We start from the raw sequence: 17,680 nt of genomic DNA on the forward strand, positions 1-17,680 counted from the left end.
CATGTTATTTGAGCAAATTGCCCGCAACAAGCGGCACACGGTTTACGTGATGGCCGCTTTTGTCTTACTGGTTGCGATGATTGGGGCGGCTGTAGGTTACGTCTTTTTTGATAGTACGGTAGCTGGTTTGATCATGGCACTAGTGGTGTCATTGGTGTATATCGGGATTATGGTTAGTCAATCGACCAGCGTGGTGATGAGTATGAATCATGCGCGTGAATTACATTCAGCCGATGATGATCCTGAATTGTGGCACACGATTGAAGATATGGCGTTGGTTGCTAAAGTGCCGATGCCACGAGTCTTTATCATTGATGATCCAAGTCCCAACGCTTTTGCAACGGGGAATAACCCAGAGCATGCCGCTGTGGCAGTAACAACGGGGATTCAGCAACGATTGAACCGAGAAGAGATGGAAGGCGTGATCGGTCACGAAATGACCCATATCCGCAACTATGATATTCGGTTACAAACCATTGCGTTAGCCTTAACCGCTGCGATTAGTTTACTGGTTAATTGGGGCATGAATTCATTTTGGTGGGGTGGCGGTCGCCGTCGCCGAGATGATGATCGTGATGGTGGCAACGGCGGTCTACAAGTGATTTTAATGTTGGTGGCTATTGTGGTGATGATTTTGGCACCACTCGCCGCCAGTCTGGTTCAGATGGCATTGTCTCGCAATCGGGAGTATTTGGCTGATGCCGGCAGTGTTGAATTGACCCGAAATCCACAAGGGATGATTCAAGCGTTAACGAAGATTGACGATAGCCAACCGATGCAACAGGCTGATCCTAGTAGTGCGGCACTGTATATTTCAGATCCGATTAAGAAAAAATCGTGGTCGCATTTGCTGGCAACACACCCGCCGATTGCGGATCGGATTGCGCGATTAGAAAAGATGTAATTCAAGGCAGATATTTTGAGCTGAACGGCTTATAATGTAAGTAATAAATAGACAGTTGAAAGAGTGAGTCGATTGCAACGCAGATATATTTACGCCAATTTAGAAAAAATTGATAATTTAGTGTTTGCTTATGGCATTGACCAGAGCGATTTCGTGCATGGCATCAAACGGCTCCCTGACAACTTAGTGTCGTTAGTTGGTCTGGACGATGAACAGCATGCTGTGAATGCTCATACTGGCTTGAATGTGATTAATGATGAAAATGACATTCGGCGCTTTTTGTTGCAAAGCCATCCGGGTCAGGTCAAGTGGATGGATTATGACGAAGTCGGTGATTTGGATTTCTTAACTGCAACTGAAATTGCAGAATTGTTGTATTTAGGGCATATGAATCGACCGATTCGCTCGCCATTTAATTATAAGTTGCGCAACCATTATGTCTTTTTGGAACAACGTAATGGTGGCATCAAGTTTTACTTCTATTACATCTCAGCGTTTACGCATATTTTGAATGCCGCGATTATTCGGCATACTTTAGCGGCCTATCGTAGTCGGCGGATGTTTATGCGCTCGATTCGGGTGCCAAGGGTCCCAGAAGAGATTTTGAAGCAGTTAGTTCAACTCATGCCGGACGGACTATTTATTTATTTTGATCAGTCGATGGTTCGCCAGCGGCAATTATTAGTACCGGTGCATACCGAGGTTAATAATGATGAGATTGAAGTTTTTGATCCGGCTCGTAGTGAATCACGACAACGCACACACAATGTCGCCACGTTAAAGTTTAACTTAGTGACTAGCGTGTGGGAATTGCAAGTGCACGATCAAACGGCTTTTGAAGATCATCTATAAGTTAACATGTGAAAAGCTTGGGTTGAGGCCCAAGCTTTTTTGATTGCACACTTTCAGGGGACAAAGTGGTATAATTTTGAGTGCGAATAGTCTTTTTTAGGGATAACCTAATCGGATTAGCTCGGATTGTGGTTGAAATAGTCAGGAATACGGGTTCTTGAGAGACTAAGAACCGTGAATGGAGAGTTATAAACATATGAAGATGCAAGTTACCGAGATTGCCAAGGCCGTTCAAGCCAGCAATGCAGCGCAAGCCTGGCCAGACGTCAAGGTTACGGGAGTCGCGTTTGATAGTCGGAAGTTAACCGCTGGATCATTATTTGTCCCATTAAGTGGGGCTAATGATGGCCATGATTACATTCAAAGTGCGATTGATCATGGTGCCGTGGCAACTTTATGGGCTGAAGATCATGCGGCGCAAGCACCAACGACGCTACCGGTTATTTTGGTACCCGATACGTTAGTGGCCTTACAGCAATTAGGGCAATACTATTTACAAAAAATCAATCCTAAAGTGGTTGCCGTAACGGGTAGTAACGGGAAGACAACGACTAAGGATATGGTTGCCAGTGTGTTAGCAACTCAATTCAACGTAACCAAGACGCATGCTAATTTCAATAATCAAATTGGCGTCCCGATTACCTTATTGAGTATGGAACCTAACACTGAAGTTGTGGTGGTTGAAATGGGCATGGATCATTTCGGGGAACTCGACTTTTTGAGTCAATTAGTGCAACCAGATGTTGCGGTGATTACCATGATTGGTGAAGCTCATATTGAATTCTTTGGGACTCGCGATAAGATCGCGGATGCTAAGATGGAAATTGTCCATGGCTTAAAAGAAGACGGGACGTTCATCTATAATGGTGACGAACCGTTATTACAAGAACGGGCGCAAACCATTGACCAACGTCAACGAACATTCGGGTTACAGGAAACGAATACATTAGCGGCAAGTGCTATCGAAACAAGTCGGGCAACGACCAGTTTCAAGACAAACTTGTGGCCTGAAACCACGTTTACGATTCCGATGATGGGGGCTTACAATGTCAACAATGCGATGGCGGCCTTGCTAGTCGCTGACACGTTCCATATTCGTGCCAACGTGGCCCAACAAGCATTGGCGAAGTTTGTCCCAACGGAAAATCGGACGGAATGGTTGACGGGACAACATGGCGAAGCGATTTTGAGCGATGTTTATAATTCTAATCCAACAGCTGCCAAACGGGTCCTAGCAGCATTTGCGGCAACACCAGTGACTGGCAAGCGGATTGCCGTATTAGGCGATATGCTGGAACTTGGCGAACAAGCGGATACGTTGCACGCCAGCTTAGCAACCGAATTAGATCCACAAACCATTCAAACCGTTTACTTGAATGGTGAACACATGCGTGCTTTGGCGAAGGACTTAGCAACTAAGTATCCGGCAACGGCGATTCATTATTATCCAACACATGAACAACCACAACTTATTAATGATTTACAACAAACTGTGACTGCCGATGATGAAGTCTTATTAAAAGGGAGTCATGGGATTCATTTAGAAAATGTGCTAGCGGCACTTGAAGCATAGCAAATGAAAGACTAACTGAAAAAGTTAGTCTTTTTTTCATGAATTTAAACACGTATAAAGTGAGTCGGGGCTTATTGTTGGTGTGAATCCGCGTGTTAGCAACCAATTCAACGTGCTTGCTTATTTAGAATAACCGGTGTATGATAATTCAGTTGTACCATTTGAAAGAACAGAAACAAGTCAAACCGTTGGCTTACTTGCATGCGCCTCATGGAGAACGGATTTTTCTCTAGCTGCCAGTAATCCCATGGTGTCATCCTTAGGAGGAAACATATTTGAAGTTTACAGAATTAGGCTTATCTGAAAGCCTACTTAAAGCAGTTAATCGAGCAGGTTATGAAGAAGCCACTCCCATCCAAGCCGAAACCATTCCAATGGTTTTAGCCGGGAAAGATGTGATTGGGCAAGCCCAAACCGGGACCGGGAAGACCGCCGCGTTTGCGTTACCAATCCTCCAACGTTTGGATTTTGATAATCACAATATCCAAGCTTTAGTTATTTCCCCAACGCGGGAATTAGCGATTCAAACCCAGGAAGAAATTTTCCGCTTAGGTAAAGACGAACGGGCTAAGGTCCAAGTCGTTTATGGTGGGGCTGACATTCGTCGCCAAATCAGAAACCTGAAGCAAAACCCACAAGTAATTGTTGGGACTCCTGGTCGGTTATTAGACCACATTCGTCGTGGGACCGTTAAGTTGGACCACGTCCAAATGTTAGTCTTAGATGAAGCCGATGAAATGTTAAACATGGGTTTCTTAGAAGATATCGAATCAATTATCAAACAAGTACCATCAGAACGCCAAACGATGCTATTCTCAGCAACGATGCCGCCTGAAATCAAGCGCATCGGGGTGCAGTTCATGAAAGAACCACACCACGTTAAGATTAAGTCAAAAGAAATGACCGCTGATACGGTTGACCAATACTACGTTAAAGCCAAGGAATACGAAAAGTTCGATATTATGACGCGCTTATTCGATGTTCAGGCACCTGAATTAACCATTGTCTTTGGTCGGACGAAGCGTCGAGTTGATGAATTATCTAAAGGCCTTGAAGCTCGCGGTTACAATGCTGCCGGGATTCATGGGGACTTAAGTCAACAACGACGGACGCAAATCATGCGTCAATTCAAGGCTGGCAAGCTGGATATCTTGGTTGCAACCGATGTGGCTGCCCGGGGACTTGATGTTTCTGGTGTGACCCACGTTTATAACTACGATATTCCTCAAGATCCAGATAGTTATGTTCACCGTATCGGCCGGACTGGCCGGGCCGGGCACAAAGGGGTTTCATTAACTTTTGTAACGCCTAACGAAATGGAATACTTGCGGGTTATCGAAAAGTTAACCAAGAAGCGGATGTTACCATTGAAGCCACCAACTGAAGCCGAAGCCTTTGCAGGTCAAATCGCAGCGGCTGAAGAAAATGTTGGGACTTTGCTTGCTAAGACTGATACGAGCAAATATGCTGAACAAGCTGCTGAATTATTGGCTAAATACGATGCAACTGACTTAGTTGCGGCGTTATTAAATGATTTAACCAAGGACGATGCAACTGCTGTTCCAGTTAAGATTACCCCAGAACGCCCATTACCTCGTCATAAAGGCGGTGGTGGTAACCGTCGTGGCGGTGGCTATCGTGGTGGTAACCGGAACCGTAATGGTAATCGTGGCGGCGGCAATGGCCGTAGCCGTGATTATTCACACAATGGTCGTAGTCGTGACCGTGATCGGGATCGTCGTAATGGCGGTAGCAGCGATCGTAAGAGCAATGGCTACAAGAGCCGGAGTGACAATCGTAGCAACAACCGGAATCATGATGAAGGCCGTAAGCAAAGCAGCAAACGGAACTTCACGATCCGGACAAACGACTAAATTAAGTTAAATAAAGTGAACTAGCTAACGGCTAGTTTTCTGGAAAAGTCGAGGGTAACCTCGGCTTTTTTATTTGGCTAACATGCTAGAATGAAGGCAAGTAGGCGTCAGTGTGCGATTTGTTCATCAGTGAGTGAAAAGGTTGCATGTAAACGGGCTGTTACATTGCTACGGACTGTGGTAAATTGGAAATATCATATTTGAAAGGCGATGGGGATGTGATTTATGGCACCGGGATTGATTTGACGGAGATTGCGCGAATCGAAAGCATGTTACAAGCGGGATTGAAGTTGCCCGAAAAAGTCCTGACACCGGCTGAGTTAACGGTATTTCAGTCGTATGGTCAAAAGCGGCGTGCTGAATTTTTGGCCGGCCGTTTTTCGGCTAAAGAGTCTTACAGTAAGGCTTTTGGGACTGGAATTGGTGCGCAGGTGGGGTTTCAAGACATTGAAATCTTGGATAACGCGTTGGGACGGCCAGCGATCACCAAACATCCATTTGACGGCCCGGCCTGGGTCTCGATTTCACATACTGATCAATTAGTCATGACACAAGTAATTTTGGAAAGAGGCAATGAGTGATGGTTGTAATTGGGGAACACCGCCACACACAAGTTCATGTTGACTTGCAGGCAATTAAACATAATATTGATGAGGAAATGACGCGTAAAGATCCACTAACGGAACTATGGGCAGTGGTTAAAGCCAATGGTTACGGACATGGGATCGTACCGGTTGCACAAGCAGCTAAACAAGCTGGTGCAACGGGATTTTGCGTGGCAATCTTAGATGAAGCGTTGGCGTTACGACGGGCTGGTTTGACGGAACCAATCTTGGTGTTAGGCATTGTTGAACCGGAATACGCCGCTTTGATTGCAGAACAACATATATCGGTGGCCGTTGGGTCACAAGCTTGGCTTGATGATGCGGCCGCTGTTTTAACGGCGAATAAGGTTACTGCACCATTAGCTGTTCATTTGGCTTTAGATACTGGCATGGGCCGCATTGGGTTTCAAACGCCTGCTGATTTAAGTGTCGCCGTACAAACATTGCGTCAACCAAATTCACCTTTTGATTTTGAAGGGATCTTTACCCACTTTGCGACTGCCGATCAAGCTGATGATACGTACTTTATGCATCAAATTCATCAATGGCAAGCCTTGATTGCCGTCGTTGATGACTTACCACGATATGTGCATGTGTCCAATTCGGCGACGAGTTTATGGCATCAAGCTTGTAATGGTAATCTGATCCGCTTTGGCGTTGCTTTGTATGGGTTAAATCCTTCGGGAACTGAGCTAACCGCGCCATATCACTTGCAGCCCGCGTTGAGTTTGACGGCGGCATTAACTTTTGTGAAGCCACTAGCTAAGGGTCAATCGGTAAGCTATGGGGCCACGTACACGGCGCAACAGGATGAATGGGTTGGAACCGTGCCAATTGGTTATGCTGATGGGTATGAACGACGTTTGCAAGGCTTTCACGTCTTAATTGACGGTCAATTCTGTGAAATTGTTGGGCGAATTTGCATGGATCAGTTGATGGTCCGTCTACCAAAGCAACTTCCAGTTGGAACTAAAGTGACATTAGTCGGAACCGATGGCGATCAAACGATTAGTTTACAAGATGTTGCGGACTATTGTGGGACGATTCATTATGAGATTGCCTGTGGGCTAGCAACGCGGGTACCGCGGGTTTATACGGATGTTGCAGCCGGTTTAACTGAATAAGATGGCCTAAATAACGGCGCATGATCATTTGATCATGCGCCGTTTATGATATATGTTAACGGTTGCTAATCGGCGAGCTTTCATGCTATGATTAACATCAATAACAGCTTAACTAGTGTCGTTATAGGGGGACGCTGGTGAAGCGGGTCTGTGTAAAGGGAGATGAGGTGATGGCCGTAGCTGACATTAAGCGCGGTGACATCTTTTACGCTGACTTATCACCAGTCGTGGGGTCTGAGCAAGGCGGGATGCGGCCGGTCGTAATCGTTCAAAATAATGTCGGTAATCACTACAGTCCAACGGTCATTGTAGCCGCGATTACCGCAAAAGTTCAAAAAGCGAAAATGCCGACGCATGTGAATATCAATGCGGCGCACACGGGGATTGAAAAAAACTCGGTTGTCTTATTAGAACAGGTGCGAACGATTGATAAGCAGCGATTAAAGGATCGCGTAACCCATTTAGATGAACAAACGATGCAACGAGTTGATGAAGCGTTGTTAATTAGTATTGGTCTCGCTGACCGGTCCAAGCGGCATACACGCCGACCAGTCACACGATAACTAGTCCAAATCGCAACATTTACATATTGCCGACTGTTTTTAACAGTTAAAGCGCGGTGGATCTAACCAACCAAGGTTAGATCCACCGCGCTTTTTTAGCAATGATTGTTGATAGGGTAAGTATTCAACGATTGAAATAGATCGACTTGCCACCTGCCGTTCGCCCACATTGAGCCGGAACGCTGTGGGTGGACCGGTTCAACCAAAAAGCGGTCTGAACCGTCGTTTTGAACCACTAAACCCGTGTTTCAAAAGCGCCAAGCTCTAAGCGATAAATCGCTAAGAGCTCCCACGGCTGGGCTCAATGTGAGCTCACTCTCGGTTATAACAGTCGTCTCTAAATTGATTTGTATTCGCAACGTAACCGGAGTCAGCCAGTAATGGCGCCGGCCGTGAAAACAGCGTTAGTCCGGGGGATTTTCCCGGGCTTACGCTGTGGACGACTATTAAGACTAGTGGTTTGGGCTAGGCTTAAAAGCGAGGTGGAAGCCCAAATTTTGGCTGGAGCCGGTCTCACAGCCGGCAGAATCGCTGACTGGCGTAGGTTGCAACTTAAGTCAAAGCGTAACAAACCTATGCCACCACTGGTGTTGCAGCTAGTGAAACTAGCATTTTAACCGTATCAAGTGCAGTGAATAACGGCAAAGCATGATTTAAGGCCCAGGTCGCCACGGATGAGTTGGTCGCTAAGCTAAAGACGATGCCATGAAAGTCAGTTGGCAAAGTCGTGGTTGGTGTCACGATGGTAACTGGTAGTGTTAACGTCGATAGCCATTTTGCCACAATTGGATCGTGGGCCGTGACCTGATCGACTAATAAGCCGTCATGAGTTTGCCAAGCTTGAACGTGGTAGCTATCTGCCATTGCGGCTTGCCAAGCGGTGGTTAACGTTGTTCCCATCCCCATTGTTTCACCGGTGGATTTCATTTCTGGACTGAGTTTGGTCGGCATTTGTGGCAATTTATTAAATGAGAAAACTGGTGCTTTAACTGCCACTTGGCCGTGATTTGGATAACAGCCAGTAGGTAAATGCAGCTCAGTTAACGTTTGACCCAAGATTAAGTGAGTTGCAAGTTGGGCCAAGGCCAAGCCGGTCACTTTACTCATGAATGGCACGGTTCGGCTGGCCCGAGGATTGACGTCAATGACGTAGACATCATCTGTAACGACAAATTGGATATTCATCATGCCGACGCAGTGGAGCGCTTGGCCTAATGCTGTTGCAATTTTGATGATTTTTGCTTGTGTCTGTTTGCTTAAGCGTTGTGGTGGATAAATCGCAATCGAATCCCCTGAATGGACGCCGGCGCCTTCAACGTGTTCCATAATGCCGGGAATGCAGACGTCGTGACCATCACTCAATAAATCCACTTCGCATTCGATCCCAGCTAAATAACGATCCATTAAAATGGGCGCGCCATGTCCCGCGGCAACTGCCGCTTTGACAACTTTTGTGAGTTCACTAGCTTGATGAACCACGGCCATTGCGCGACCACCGAGTACGAAGCTTGGCCGTACGAGTAACGGATAACCAATTTTTTCGGCGGCTGTTTGCGCGGCTGGTAAGGTCGTGACCGTTGTCCCAGTGGCTTGAGCGATACCGTGAGTGGTTAAAAGGTCCGAAAATTGTTGCCGATCTTCGGTCATGGCAGTTGCCGCAACGCTAGTGCCAAGAATTTTGACGCCGTGATCAGCTAAGGCTTGGGCCAAATTAATTGCCGTTTGACCGCCAAATTGAACAATAACCCCGAGTGGGTGTTCTAGGTCAATGATCGGCAACAAGCGTTCTAACGTCAACGGTTCAAAATAGAGCTTATCCGAACTAGAGAAGTCGGTTGAGACAGTTTCAGGATTGTTATTGACGACGATGGCGTTGTAACCGGCTTGTTGAATGGCTTGAACACAATGCACGGTAGTGTAATCAAACTCGATTCCTTGGCCAATTCGGATAGGCCCCGAACCGATAACCAAAATACTGTGGCCTAGTGGTTGACTTTCTGAGGTCCGACCAAAAGCAGTACTGTAAAAATACGGCGTGGCACTAGCGAACTCACCGGCACACGTATCAACCATCTTATACACCAAGGGCTGATCAGCGGTAGCCGCGTCAACCTGTGCGGCGGTCAGTCCGCTATAGTGGGCCATAGTGACCGTACTGAAGCCGTATTTCTTGGCGGTTAGTAATTGATTGGTGGTTGGCTGGTTAGTTAGCGCTTGAGTTAATTCATTAATATGCTGCAACTTGCTCAAGAAAAATGGGGTAATCTTGGTCAATTGCCCGATTTTGGCAAGCGGCCAACCTTGGTTAAAGGCCGCTAAAATGGCCCAGAGGCGTTGATCAGTCGCGTGGCTTAAGAGCGTTATCAATTCGGCCGTAGTTAAGGTCTGTGCTGGTAGCAAGGTGATGGCTTCAACTGGGCTCGTTTCCATTGAAGCCATGGCTTTTAACGTGGCTTCTTCAACGGTGGACCCAATTGCCATCACTTCACCAGTGGCTTTCATTTGCGTGCCGAGTTGTGCGGTGGCAGTGGGAAATTTATCGAATGGAAAACGGGGAATTTTGGCAACAATGTAATCTAACGTCGGTTCAAAAGCCGCATAAGTTGTTTGGGTAACGGGATTCTTAATTTCACTCAAATTGAGCCCAATGGCAATGTCGGCAGCCAGTTTGGCGATTGGATAGCCAGTAGCTTTAGAGGCCAGGGCCGAAGACCGACTGACCCGTGGGTTAACCTCGATAATGTAATATTGAGCGCTCTGTGGATCTTGCGCTAACTGTACGTTACAGCCACCTTTTATATCTAGCGCCTCAACGATATTTAAAGCTGCTTGACGCAGGGCTTGATATTCGAGATCGGTCAACGTTAATGCGGGTGCGTAAACAATGGAATCACCAGTATGAATGCCGACAGGATCAAAGTTTTCCATGCTACAAACAATAATTTTATTGCCGAGATTGTCACGCATCACTTCGAATTCAATTTCTTTGTAACCCGCGATGCTTTGTTCGATTAAGCATTCAGTGACGGGGGACAATGCTAGGCCACGTTGCAAAATTGTTGTGAGTTCACTGGCCGTGTTGGCAATCCCGCCGCCTGTGCCACCTAATGTGAAGGCTGGACGAACGATGACGGGATAACCGATGTTTTCGGCGACTGTTAGACCACTACTCAGGTGATGCACGGTAGCGCTAGCCGGGATGGGTTCACCTAATTTGGTCATTAGGGCTTTAAAAGCAGCGCGATCCTCTGCTTGGTTAATGGTTTTTAGGGATGTCCCTAGTAGTTGAATGTGTAGTCGATCCAGTACGCCAGCTTTGTCCAAAGCCATCGCAAGATTTAACCCCGTTTGACCGCCTAGTGTTGGTAACAAAGCATCGGGCCGACTGGCTTCTAAAACACTGGTGACACTTGCGAGTGTTAACGGTTTGAGATAAATTTCATCGGCAGTTGTTGGATCAGTCATAATTGTGGCCGGATTAGAATTAATGAGAATAACGTGGTAACCAGCGGCTTTTAAACTTAGACAAGCTTGCGTTCCGGCATAGTCGAATTCAGCGGCTTGACCAATTTTTATGGGTCCAGAGCCGATGACGGCAACGGAATGAATGTGTTGATTTTTAGGCATTGGCACTAACCTCCTGATGATGCAGCATTTGGATGAATTGATCGAAAAATTGACCGGCTTCTAGTGGCCCAGGATGCGCTTCGGGATGGAATTGAACCGATATCACAGGGCGTCCGGGTAAACGTAGGCCCTCGACACTGCCATCATTTAATTCGATGGTTGTAATTTGTAAAGGGGTAGTGGTTACGGAGGCTGGATCAACAGCAAAATCGTGATTTTGGGCGGTCATCCACACTTGGCCAGTCGCCAAATCTTTAACGGGATGGTTTAAACCATGATGACCGAATGTTAATTGATAGGTTTTGGCACCAAAGGCACGTGCTAATAATTGATGACCTAAGCAAATGCCCGCTAACGGATAGCGATTGGCGAGTTGCCGAATCAACGGAAGCGCGGCTGGATACTGTTGTGGGTCACCAGGGCCATTGGACAGCAAGATACCATCTGGTTGATAGGCTTGGATACGCTTGAGTGAACTCGTTGCGGGCAAGATACTGACCTGACAACCACGTTTGATGAGGGCCGTTGTAATCGCGGTCTTTTCGCCGAAGTCTATGACCACAATGTGCGGTTGCGTGGGCTTTGGTAAGGCTACGGGTAATGATTGAGGCGTTAGGGCTTTTAATGGAAGACTGGCGAATTTAGCGTCAAAATTGAGGATTGGCTGATTACTTAAAATGGCCGCTTGAGTACCGGTTTGACGTAAGTGAATTGTGAGTTCGCGAGTGTCAATGCCTTGCAATCCAGGAACGTGATGAATCGTTAGAAAGTTGTCAAATGTTTGGCGACTCGTGTAATGATCGCTAAAGGTTGTTAGTTCATGGACGATAACGGCTTGGGTCCCAAGCGTTGCGGCCTGATTGACCGTGGGATCAATACCATAGTTTCCGATTAAGGGGGCCGTGAATGCGATTAATTGATTTAAGTAAGATGGATCGGTCACCGTTTCTTGGTAACCGGTCATGCCGGTATTAAAAACAAGTTGTCCAGCACCTTCAATGGATCGGTCGCCAAAGGCCGTTCCAATCCATTGGGTGCCATCAGCTAAAGTTAAGTATTTTTGCATGAGTTGCCGACCTTTCTGATAATTAGATTAAAAGTTAATAAAGCTCGTGACACTAGTAAACAATTATCCAATTGAAAAGTCAAGCAACAAATACATAAATTATGAATATATACGTAAAAATAAGATTAAATATGCATAAAATATAGTAAAGACGTATATTTTTGCAAAAGCACTTGCATTTTTAAAATGATGAGAATATAGTGTGAAGCATGCTTATCGCATGATTATGCGTTAATAACACTAATTTTGAATATTTGAGGTGATTTTATGCAAGTTGCGCTAGTTGGCGTTAATGGCTATAGCGGGATGACGTTGTATCGATTATTGAAGCAGCATCCCGCCGTTGACCAGATTAAGTTATATGGACATACCGACAGCAAGCCGACCACATTGGCGGCACTCGTACCGGTTTTTCAGAAAGAAACGGTGCGCGTCCGACCATTTGATGCGGCAACGGTAATGGCTGAAAATGACGTCGTTTTCTTCGCAACTTCAGCGGGCGTCACGAAAACACTGGCGTTACCTTTAATTGCGGCAAACTTTCCGGTAATTGATTTATCGGGGGATTTCCGATTACGGCAACCAGATGCTTATGAGACTTGGTATCATCAAACGGCCGCTCCGGTAGCCGCATTGGCTAAAGCCAGCTATGGTCTTGCCGAATTTAATCACCACTTAACGCCCTATGTTGCCAATCCCGGCTGTTATGCAACGGCAACTTTATTAGGGTTAGCCCCGGTTGTGCAGCAACACCTTATTGAGCCAACTAGTATTGTCGTTGATGCGAAATCCGGATTATCAGGCGCCGGCAAAAAATTAAGCACGACGAGTCAATTTACGATGGTGAATGACAATTTACAACTTTATAAACTCAATCAACATCAACACATTCCAGAAATCATGCAACAACTACAGCAATGGTGGCCTAAAGTGCCGGCATTAGAATTTACGACGACTTTGATTCCGGTGACCCGCGGCATTATGAGTACGATTTATGCCAAAGCGGCACAACCAACGACGACGGCCGAACTAGTAGCGGCTTATCAGCAAGTCTATCAAGATCAACCATTTGTCCAAGTATTACCAGCTGACGACTTACCAACGCTAAAACAAGTCGTTGGCAGTAATGACTGCGCCATCGGTGTGAACTACAATCCGATCACCAACACGATTCTGATCGTTAGTGTGATCGATAACCTAATGAAGGGGGCCGCGGGACAAGCGGTTCAAAACTTCAATCAACTGTTTCAATATCCAGCGACAGCAGGACTTCCTGACCTGCCAGTCTTTCCTTAGAAAGGGGTCTTATTCATGCAAGTGTTAACTAAATCGTTTCAAAAAGTCGCCTTTCAATGGCCAGAGGGGTTCTATAGTGATGGCATTCATATCGGCCTTCGTCGGCAGAAAAAGGATTTCGGCTGGCTATTTTCAAAAGTCCCGGCCGCGGCCGCTGGGACGTATACGACTAATCAGTTTCAAGCAGCACCAACTAAGTTAACTAAGGCCATGATTGATCAAGATCATCAGCTGCAAGGCTTACTGCTCAACAGTGCGGTGGCTAATTCATGTACCGGTCAACAAGGTTGGGATAATGCGGTGCAAGAACAAACTTGGCTAGCCAATAAATTAGCAGTGGACCCGAGCTTGATTGGCGTTGCCTCAACCGGCTTAATCGGCGCACAGTTACCAATGGATGTGATTAAAAATGGTTTGCCGCAACTCACCCCCACCAAAAGTGACGCGGTGACTTATGCGGTGCTAACGACCGATAAACAGCCTAAAACGATTTGCGTGCAATGTGAACTAAGTGGTCACTTGGTCACTATCACGGGTTTTGCCAAAGGGTCGGGGATGATTCATCCCAAGATGGCAACGATGCTTGGATTTATCACCACTGATGCCCAAATTGCTGGCGAAGACTTACAGGCCTTATTGAGTGACCAAGTTGACGAAACCTTTAATCAGATCACGGTTGATGGTGATACGTCGACCAACGATATGGTGGTCACCATGGCGAATGGGTTGGCCGAAAATCCGAATTTAACACCGGATACTGCTGACTATGCGACCTTTGCAGCTGCTTTTCATACGGTGTTAGGTGAGCTGGCTAAACAAATTGCGGCGGATGGTGAAGGAGCAACAAAATTAGTCGAATGTAACGTCTGGCATGCGGCTAGTGAAGCCGATGGTCAACAAGTAGCTAAGGCCATTGTCGGCTCCAACCTAGTGAAAGCCGCTATCTTTGGCGAAGATCCCAATTGGGGACGGATTATCAGTACAATTGGCGCGACACCGGCTGATCTGGATATCGACCATGTCAATATTTCGATGAACGGCTTGCCATTAGTGGCAGATAGTTTGGCATTGCCATTTGATGAAGCCACCGTGAAGGCCACCTTAGGTCAGTCAAAAATCACGATTGATGTGGATCTCCAACATGGGGACGCGAGTGGACAGGCCTGGGGTTGTGATCTGACTTATAACTATGTCAAGATCAATGCCAGCTACCACACTTAAATGGAGGCTGCTAATGAAAAAATTAATCATCATTAAGATTGGTGGCGCGGCCATTCAACAATTAACGACCGCTTTTTTTCATCAACTACAAACATGGCATTTGCAAGGACATCGCATCTTAATCGTGCATGGCGGTGGACCCATGATCAGTCAATTGATGACGCGATTACAGCTACCAGTTAAAAAAATGAACGGGCTGCGGGTCACTGACGACCAGACATTAGCATTGACGAAACTAGTACTACTGGGTGAGGCGCAACCAGCGTTACTTACCCAATTAGCACAACATCATCTGCCAGTGATTGGATTAAATGCAGCTGACAATCAGTTACTAGTCGGTGACTATGTGAACCAAGCCCAATTAGGTGCGGTCGGCAAGGTGACCACCGTGAACCAAAGTTATTTGCAGGCTAGTTTAGCCCATCACATTGGGGTACTAGCCCCGTTAGCGTTAACGGCGACTGGACATTGGTTGAATGTCAATGCCGATGTGGCGGCAACTGCCTTGGCACAACAGTTACAAGCTGAAAAACTCGTTTTGTTAACTGATGTACCAGGGATTATTCATCACGGTAATGTCTTGACCACGTTGTCGCCACACCAAGCCCAAACGTTAACCCAACAAGCGGTCATTACGGCGGGGATGCGGCCAAAAGTGCAAGCGGCGATTCAAGCGATTCAAGCCGGTGTTGCACAAGCCGTGATTACGAATGCCATTGACCAACCAGGAACAGCCATTATTCAGGAGGCCGCAATATGAACGAAGAGGTTTTATTTCCAACTTACCAACGGTTCCCATTTGCCATTGAAAGTGGGCAAGGGGTGCAGTTAACCGATGACCACGGGCAAACTTACTTAGATTTCACAGCTGGGATTGGCGTCTGTAATCTCGGTTACCAGGTACCCACATTGCAAGCGGCAGTCAAAGCGCAGCTCGATCAAATTTGGCATACGTCGAATTTATATCAAAATCACTTACAAACAGAAGTGGCCCAGTTGTTGGTCAATGGTGAGGATCGCTGTGTCTTTTTTGCCAATTCTGGGACTGAGGCCAATGAAGCAGCCTTGAAATTAGCTCGGAAGTTTACGGGAAAAAGTGCGATTTTAGCTTTTGAACATGGCTTTCATGGGCGGACTTATGGGGCCATGTCGATGACGGGAAATCCACATATTCAAGCTGGTTATGCGCCATTAGTTCCGGGCGTTCAATTCGCTACTTATAATGATCCCGCGGCACTTGATCAAATTACGCCGGATCTCGCGGCAGTGATCTTAGAAGTTGTACAAGGTGAAGGCGGTGTTTTTGTCGGCGAGCCTGCGTGGTTAGCGGCGGTTAATCAAGCTTGTCATGAGCAAGGCGTGTTGTTGATTATTGATGAAGTCCAAACTGGGATGGGGCGGACCGGTTATCGGTTAGCGTTTGAAGGTTACGGCTTAGACCCTGATATCTATACGGTGGCTAAAGGGTTGGCCAATGGGCTACCGGTGGGCGCTATGGTTGGTAAAAAGCAGTTAGCCACCGCGTTTGGGCCCGGTAGTCATGGGTCGACTTTTGCGGGCAATCCGGTCTCAATGGCGGCCGCGAAAGTCGTGTTACAAACACTCACACCTGACTTTTTAACGGCAGTTCAAGCGAAGGCTGATCAAGTTTGGGCTTATCTCCAAACTGAAATTGCCCCCTTGCCGGTCGTTAATCAAGTGACCGGGAAAGGCCTGATGATTGGCATTCATTTGGCTGAATCATTACCGGTTGCCAAGGTGATTACGGCACTACAGGCAGAACAGCTATTAACGTTATCAGCTGGTGACAATACGTTACGATTATTACCACCGCTAGTTATGACGTCCACTGATTTATTAGCTGGATTAACCACGATTAAGCATTTACTTGTCAAATTAAGTTCGGAGGTCATGGCATGAACAATCATTTTGCAGGACAATCATTTTTAAAAGAAATCGACTTTACCCCCGCCGAGTTAACGTATTTGATCGACTTTGCATTGCATTTGAAGGCTTTAAAAGTGCAACATATCCCACATCCCTATTTGCAAGGAAAAAACATTGCGTTACTTTTTGAAAAAACCTCAACACGGACGCGCTCAGCTTTTACGGTAGCGGCGAATGATTTAGGTGCGCACCCTGAGTTTTTAGGCCAAAACGATATTCAATTAGGGCGTAAAGAGTCGGTTGGTGATACGGGAAAAGTCTTGGGGTCAATGTTTGATGGCATTGAATTTCGGGGCTTCGATCAAGCAACTGTTGAAACTTTAGCGCAAACGAGTGGGGTTCCGGTTTGGAATGGGTTGACTGATGACTGGCATCCCACGCAAATGATCGCCGATTTTATGACACTAAAGGCGCATTTTGGGCATCTAGCCGGATTGACATTGACTTACGTTGGTGATGGTCGCAATAACATGGCGAACAGTTTGCTAGTGACCAGTGTCATGCTGGGCGTCAATATTCATATTGGCGCACCTAAAGATCTTCAACCAGCTGATGCGGTGGTAAAAATCGCTAAAGACTATGCTGCGACTAGTGGTAGTGACATTTTAATTACCGCTGATCCTAAGCAAGCCGTAGCTGGCGCCGATGCCTTATATACCGATGTCTGGGTGTCAATGGGTGAACAAGTCGATTATGGTGATCGGATTAAAGCATTATTGCCTTTCCAAATTAATGCTGATTTAGTTGCTGGGACTGGCAAAACGTGGACAATTATTATGCATTGCTTGCCAGCATTACATGATCATCAAACTGAATTAGGTGCTAAGCTTGGGACCCAGTTTGCTTTACCAGCGTTTGAAGTGACGGATGACGTTTTCAATAGTGAGCAAGCTGTCGTCTTTGAAGAAGCGGCTAATCGGATGCCAGCGATTAAGGCGATTATGGCGGCGACTTTGGGTGAGCTCTTTATTCCTGATAGCCTATTCGCTTAAAAACTTGCGGCGATGATGTCTGAGTGCTACGATATA

Annotated in this window: 14 protein-coding genes; 12 read left to right on the plus strand and 2 right to left on the minus strand. The window is 46.5% G+C overall.

The window, feature by feature from the left end; genetic code table 11:
• Position 1: 1 nt before the first annotated feature.
• From htpX to FFM84_RS08065, 7 genes are all read left to right on the plus strand, one after another.
• On the plus strand, positions 2-904 hold the full coding sequence (gene htpX / locus FFM84_RS08035) for a zinc metalloprotease HtpX (protein WP_130844133.1): 903 nt from the start codon (positions 2-4) through the stop codon (positions 902-904).
• A gap of 63 nt (positions 905-967) precedes the next feature.
• Positions 968-1,756 (plus strand): hypothetical protein, encoded by a 789-nt coding sequence (locus tag FFM84_RS08040; protein WP_165450061.1) that lies wholly within the window; start codon positions 968-970, stop codon positions 1,754-1,756.
• 196 nt (positions 1,757-1,952) lie between these two features.
• The gene (locus tag FFM84_RS08045; protein ID WP_130844732.1) at positions 1,953-3,329 is read left to right on the plus strand and encodes a UDP-N-acetylmuramoyl-tripeptide--D-alanyl-D-alanine ligase; all 1,377 of its coding nucleotides are present in this window, start codon (positions 1,953-1,955) and stop codon (positions 3,327-3,329) included.
• Positions 3,330-3,604: 275 nt separating this feature from the next.
• Entirely contained in the window at positions 3,605-5,203 is a 1,599-nt protein-coding gene (gene cshA, locus FFM84_RS08050; RefSeq protein ID WP_130844131.1) for a degradosome RNA helicase CshA, read from the plus strand.
• A 218-nt stretch (positions 5,204-5,421) separates the two neighbouring features.
• Positions 5,422-5,784 (plus strand): holo-ACP synthase, encoded by a 363-nt coding sequence (gene acpS / locus FFM84_RS08055; RefSeq protein WP_130844731.1) that lies wholly within the window; start codon positions 5,422-5,424, stop codon positions 5,782-5,784.
• Positions 5,784-6,932 (plus strand): alanine racemase, encoded by a 1,149-nt coding sequence (gene alr, locus FFM84_RS08060; RefSeq protein ID WP_130844130.1) that lies wholly within the window; start codon positions 5,784-5,786, stop codon positions 6,930-6,932. The genes acpS and alr overlap by 1 nt, the downstream gene beginning before the upstream one ends.
• Positions 6,933-7,102: 170 nt before the next feature.
• Entirely contained in the window at positions 7,103-7,495 is a 393-nt protein-coding gene (locus tag FFM84_RS08065; protein WP_130844129.1) for a type II toxin-antitoxin system PemK/MazF family toxin, read from the plus strand.
• 573 nt (positions 7,496-8,068) lie between these two features.
• Here the strand turns inward: FFM84_RS08065 and carB are convergent.
• Both carB and FFM84_RS08075 read right to left on the minus strand, forming a co-directional pair.
• Positions 8,069-11,122 carry a carbamoyl-phosphate synthase large subunit gene (gene carB, locus FFM84_RS08070; protein WP_130844128.1) on the minus strand — a complete coding sequence of 1,018 codons (3,054 nt, stop codon included), beginning with the start codon at positions 11,120-11,122 and terminating at the stop codon, positions 8,069-8,071.
• The gene (locus FFM84_RS08075; RefSeq protein ID WP_130844127.1) at positions 11,115-12,188 is read right to left on the minus strand and encodes a carbamoyl phosphate synthase small subunit; all 1,074 of its coding nucleotides are present in this window, start codon (positions 12,186-12,188) and stop codon (positions 11,115-11,117) included. The genes carB and FFM84_RS08075 overlap by 8 nt, the downstream gene beginning before the upstream one ends.
• A gap of 267 nt (positions 12,189-12,455) precedes the next feature.
• On the opposite strand from FFM84_RS08075, the gene argC reads away from it, so the two are divergent.
• Genes argC through argF form a run of 5 tightly spaced genes read left to right on the plus strand, consistent with a single transcriptional unit; the run spans position 12,456 to position 17,644 of the window.
• Positions 12,456-13,484 carry an N-acetyl-gamma-glutamyl-phosphate reductase gene (argC, locus tag FFM84_RS08080; RefSeq protein WP_130844126.1) on the plus strand — a complete coding sequence of 343 codons (1,029 nt, stop codon included), beginning with the start codon at positions 12,456-12,458 and terminating at the stop codon, positions 13,482-13,484.
• A gap of 15 nt (positions 13,485-13,499) precedes the next feature.
• Positions 13,500-14,705, plus strand: a complete 1,206-nt coding sequence (argJ, locus tag FFM84_RS08085; protein WP_130844125.1) for a bifunctional glutamate N-acetyltransferase/amino-acid acetyltransferase ArgJ — start codon at positions 13,500-13,502, stop codon at positions 14,703-14,705.
• A gap of 13 nt (positions 14,706-14,718) precedes the next feature.
• Complete coding sequence (argB, locus tag FFM84_RS08090) at positions 14,719-15,465, plus strand: acetylglutamate kinase (protein WP_130844124.1); 747 nt, start codon at positions 14,719-14,721, stop codon at positions 15,463-15,465.
• Positions 15,462-16,625 (plus strand): acetylornithine transaminase, encoded by a 1,164-nt coding sequence (argD, locus tag FFM84_RS08095; protein WP_130844123.1) that lies wholly within the window; start codon positions 15,462-15,464, stop codon positions 16,623-16,625. The genes argB and argD overlap by 4 nt, the downstream gene beginning before the upstream one ends.
• On the plus strand, positions 16,622-17,644 hold the full coding sequence (gene argF / locus FFM84_RS08100) for an ornithine carbamoyltransferase (RefSeq protein WP_137643810.1): 1,023 nt from the start codon (positions 16,622-16,624) through the stop codon (positions 17,642-17,644). The genes argD and argF overlap by 4 nt, the downstream gene beginning before the upstream one ends.
• The last annotated feature ends 36 nt before the right edge of the window (positions 17,645-17,680 follow it).

It is taken from the genome of Lactiplantibacillus mudanjiangensis, from assembly GCF_005405385.1.
Lineage (GTDB): Bacteria > Bacillota > Bacilli > Lactobacillales > Lactobacillaceae > Lactiplantibacillus > Lactiplantibacillus mudanjiangensis.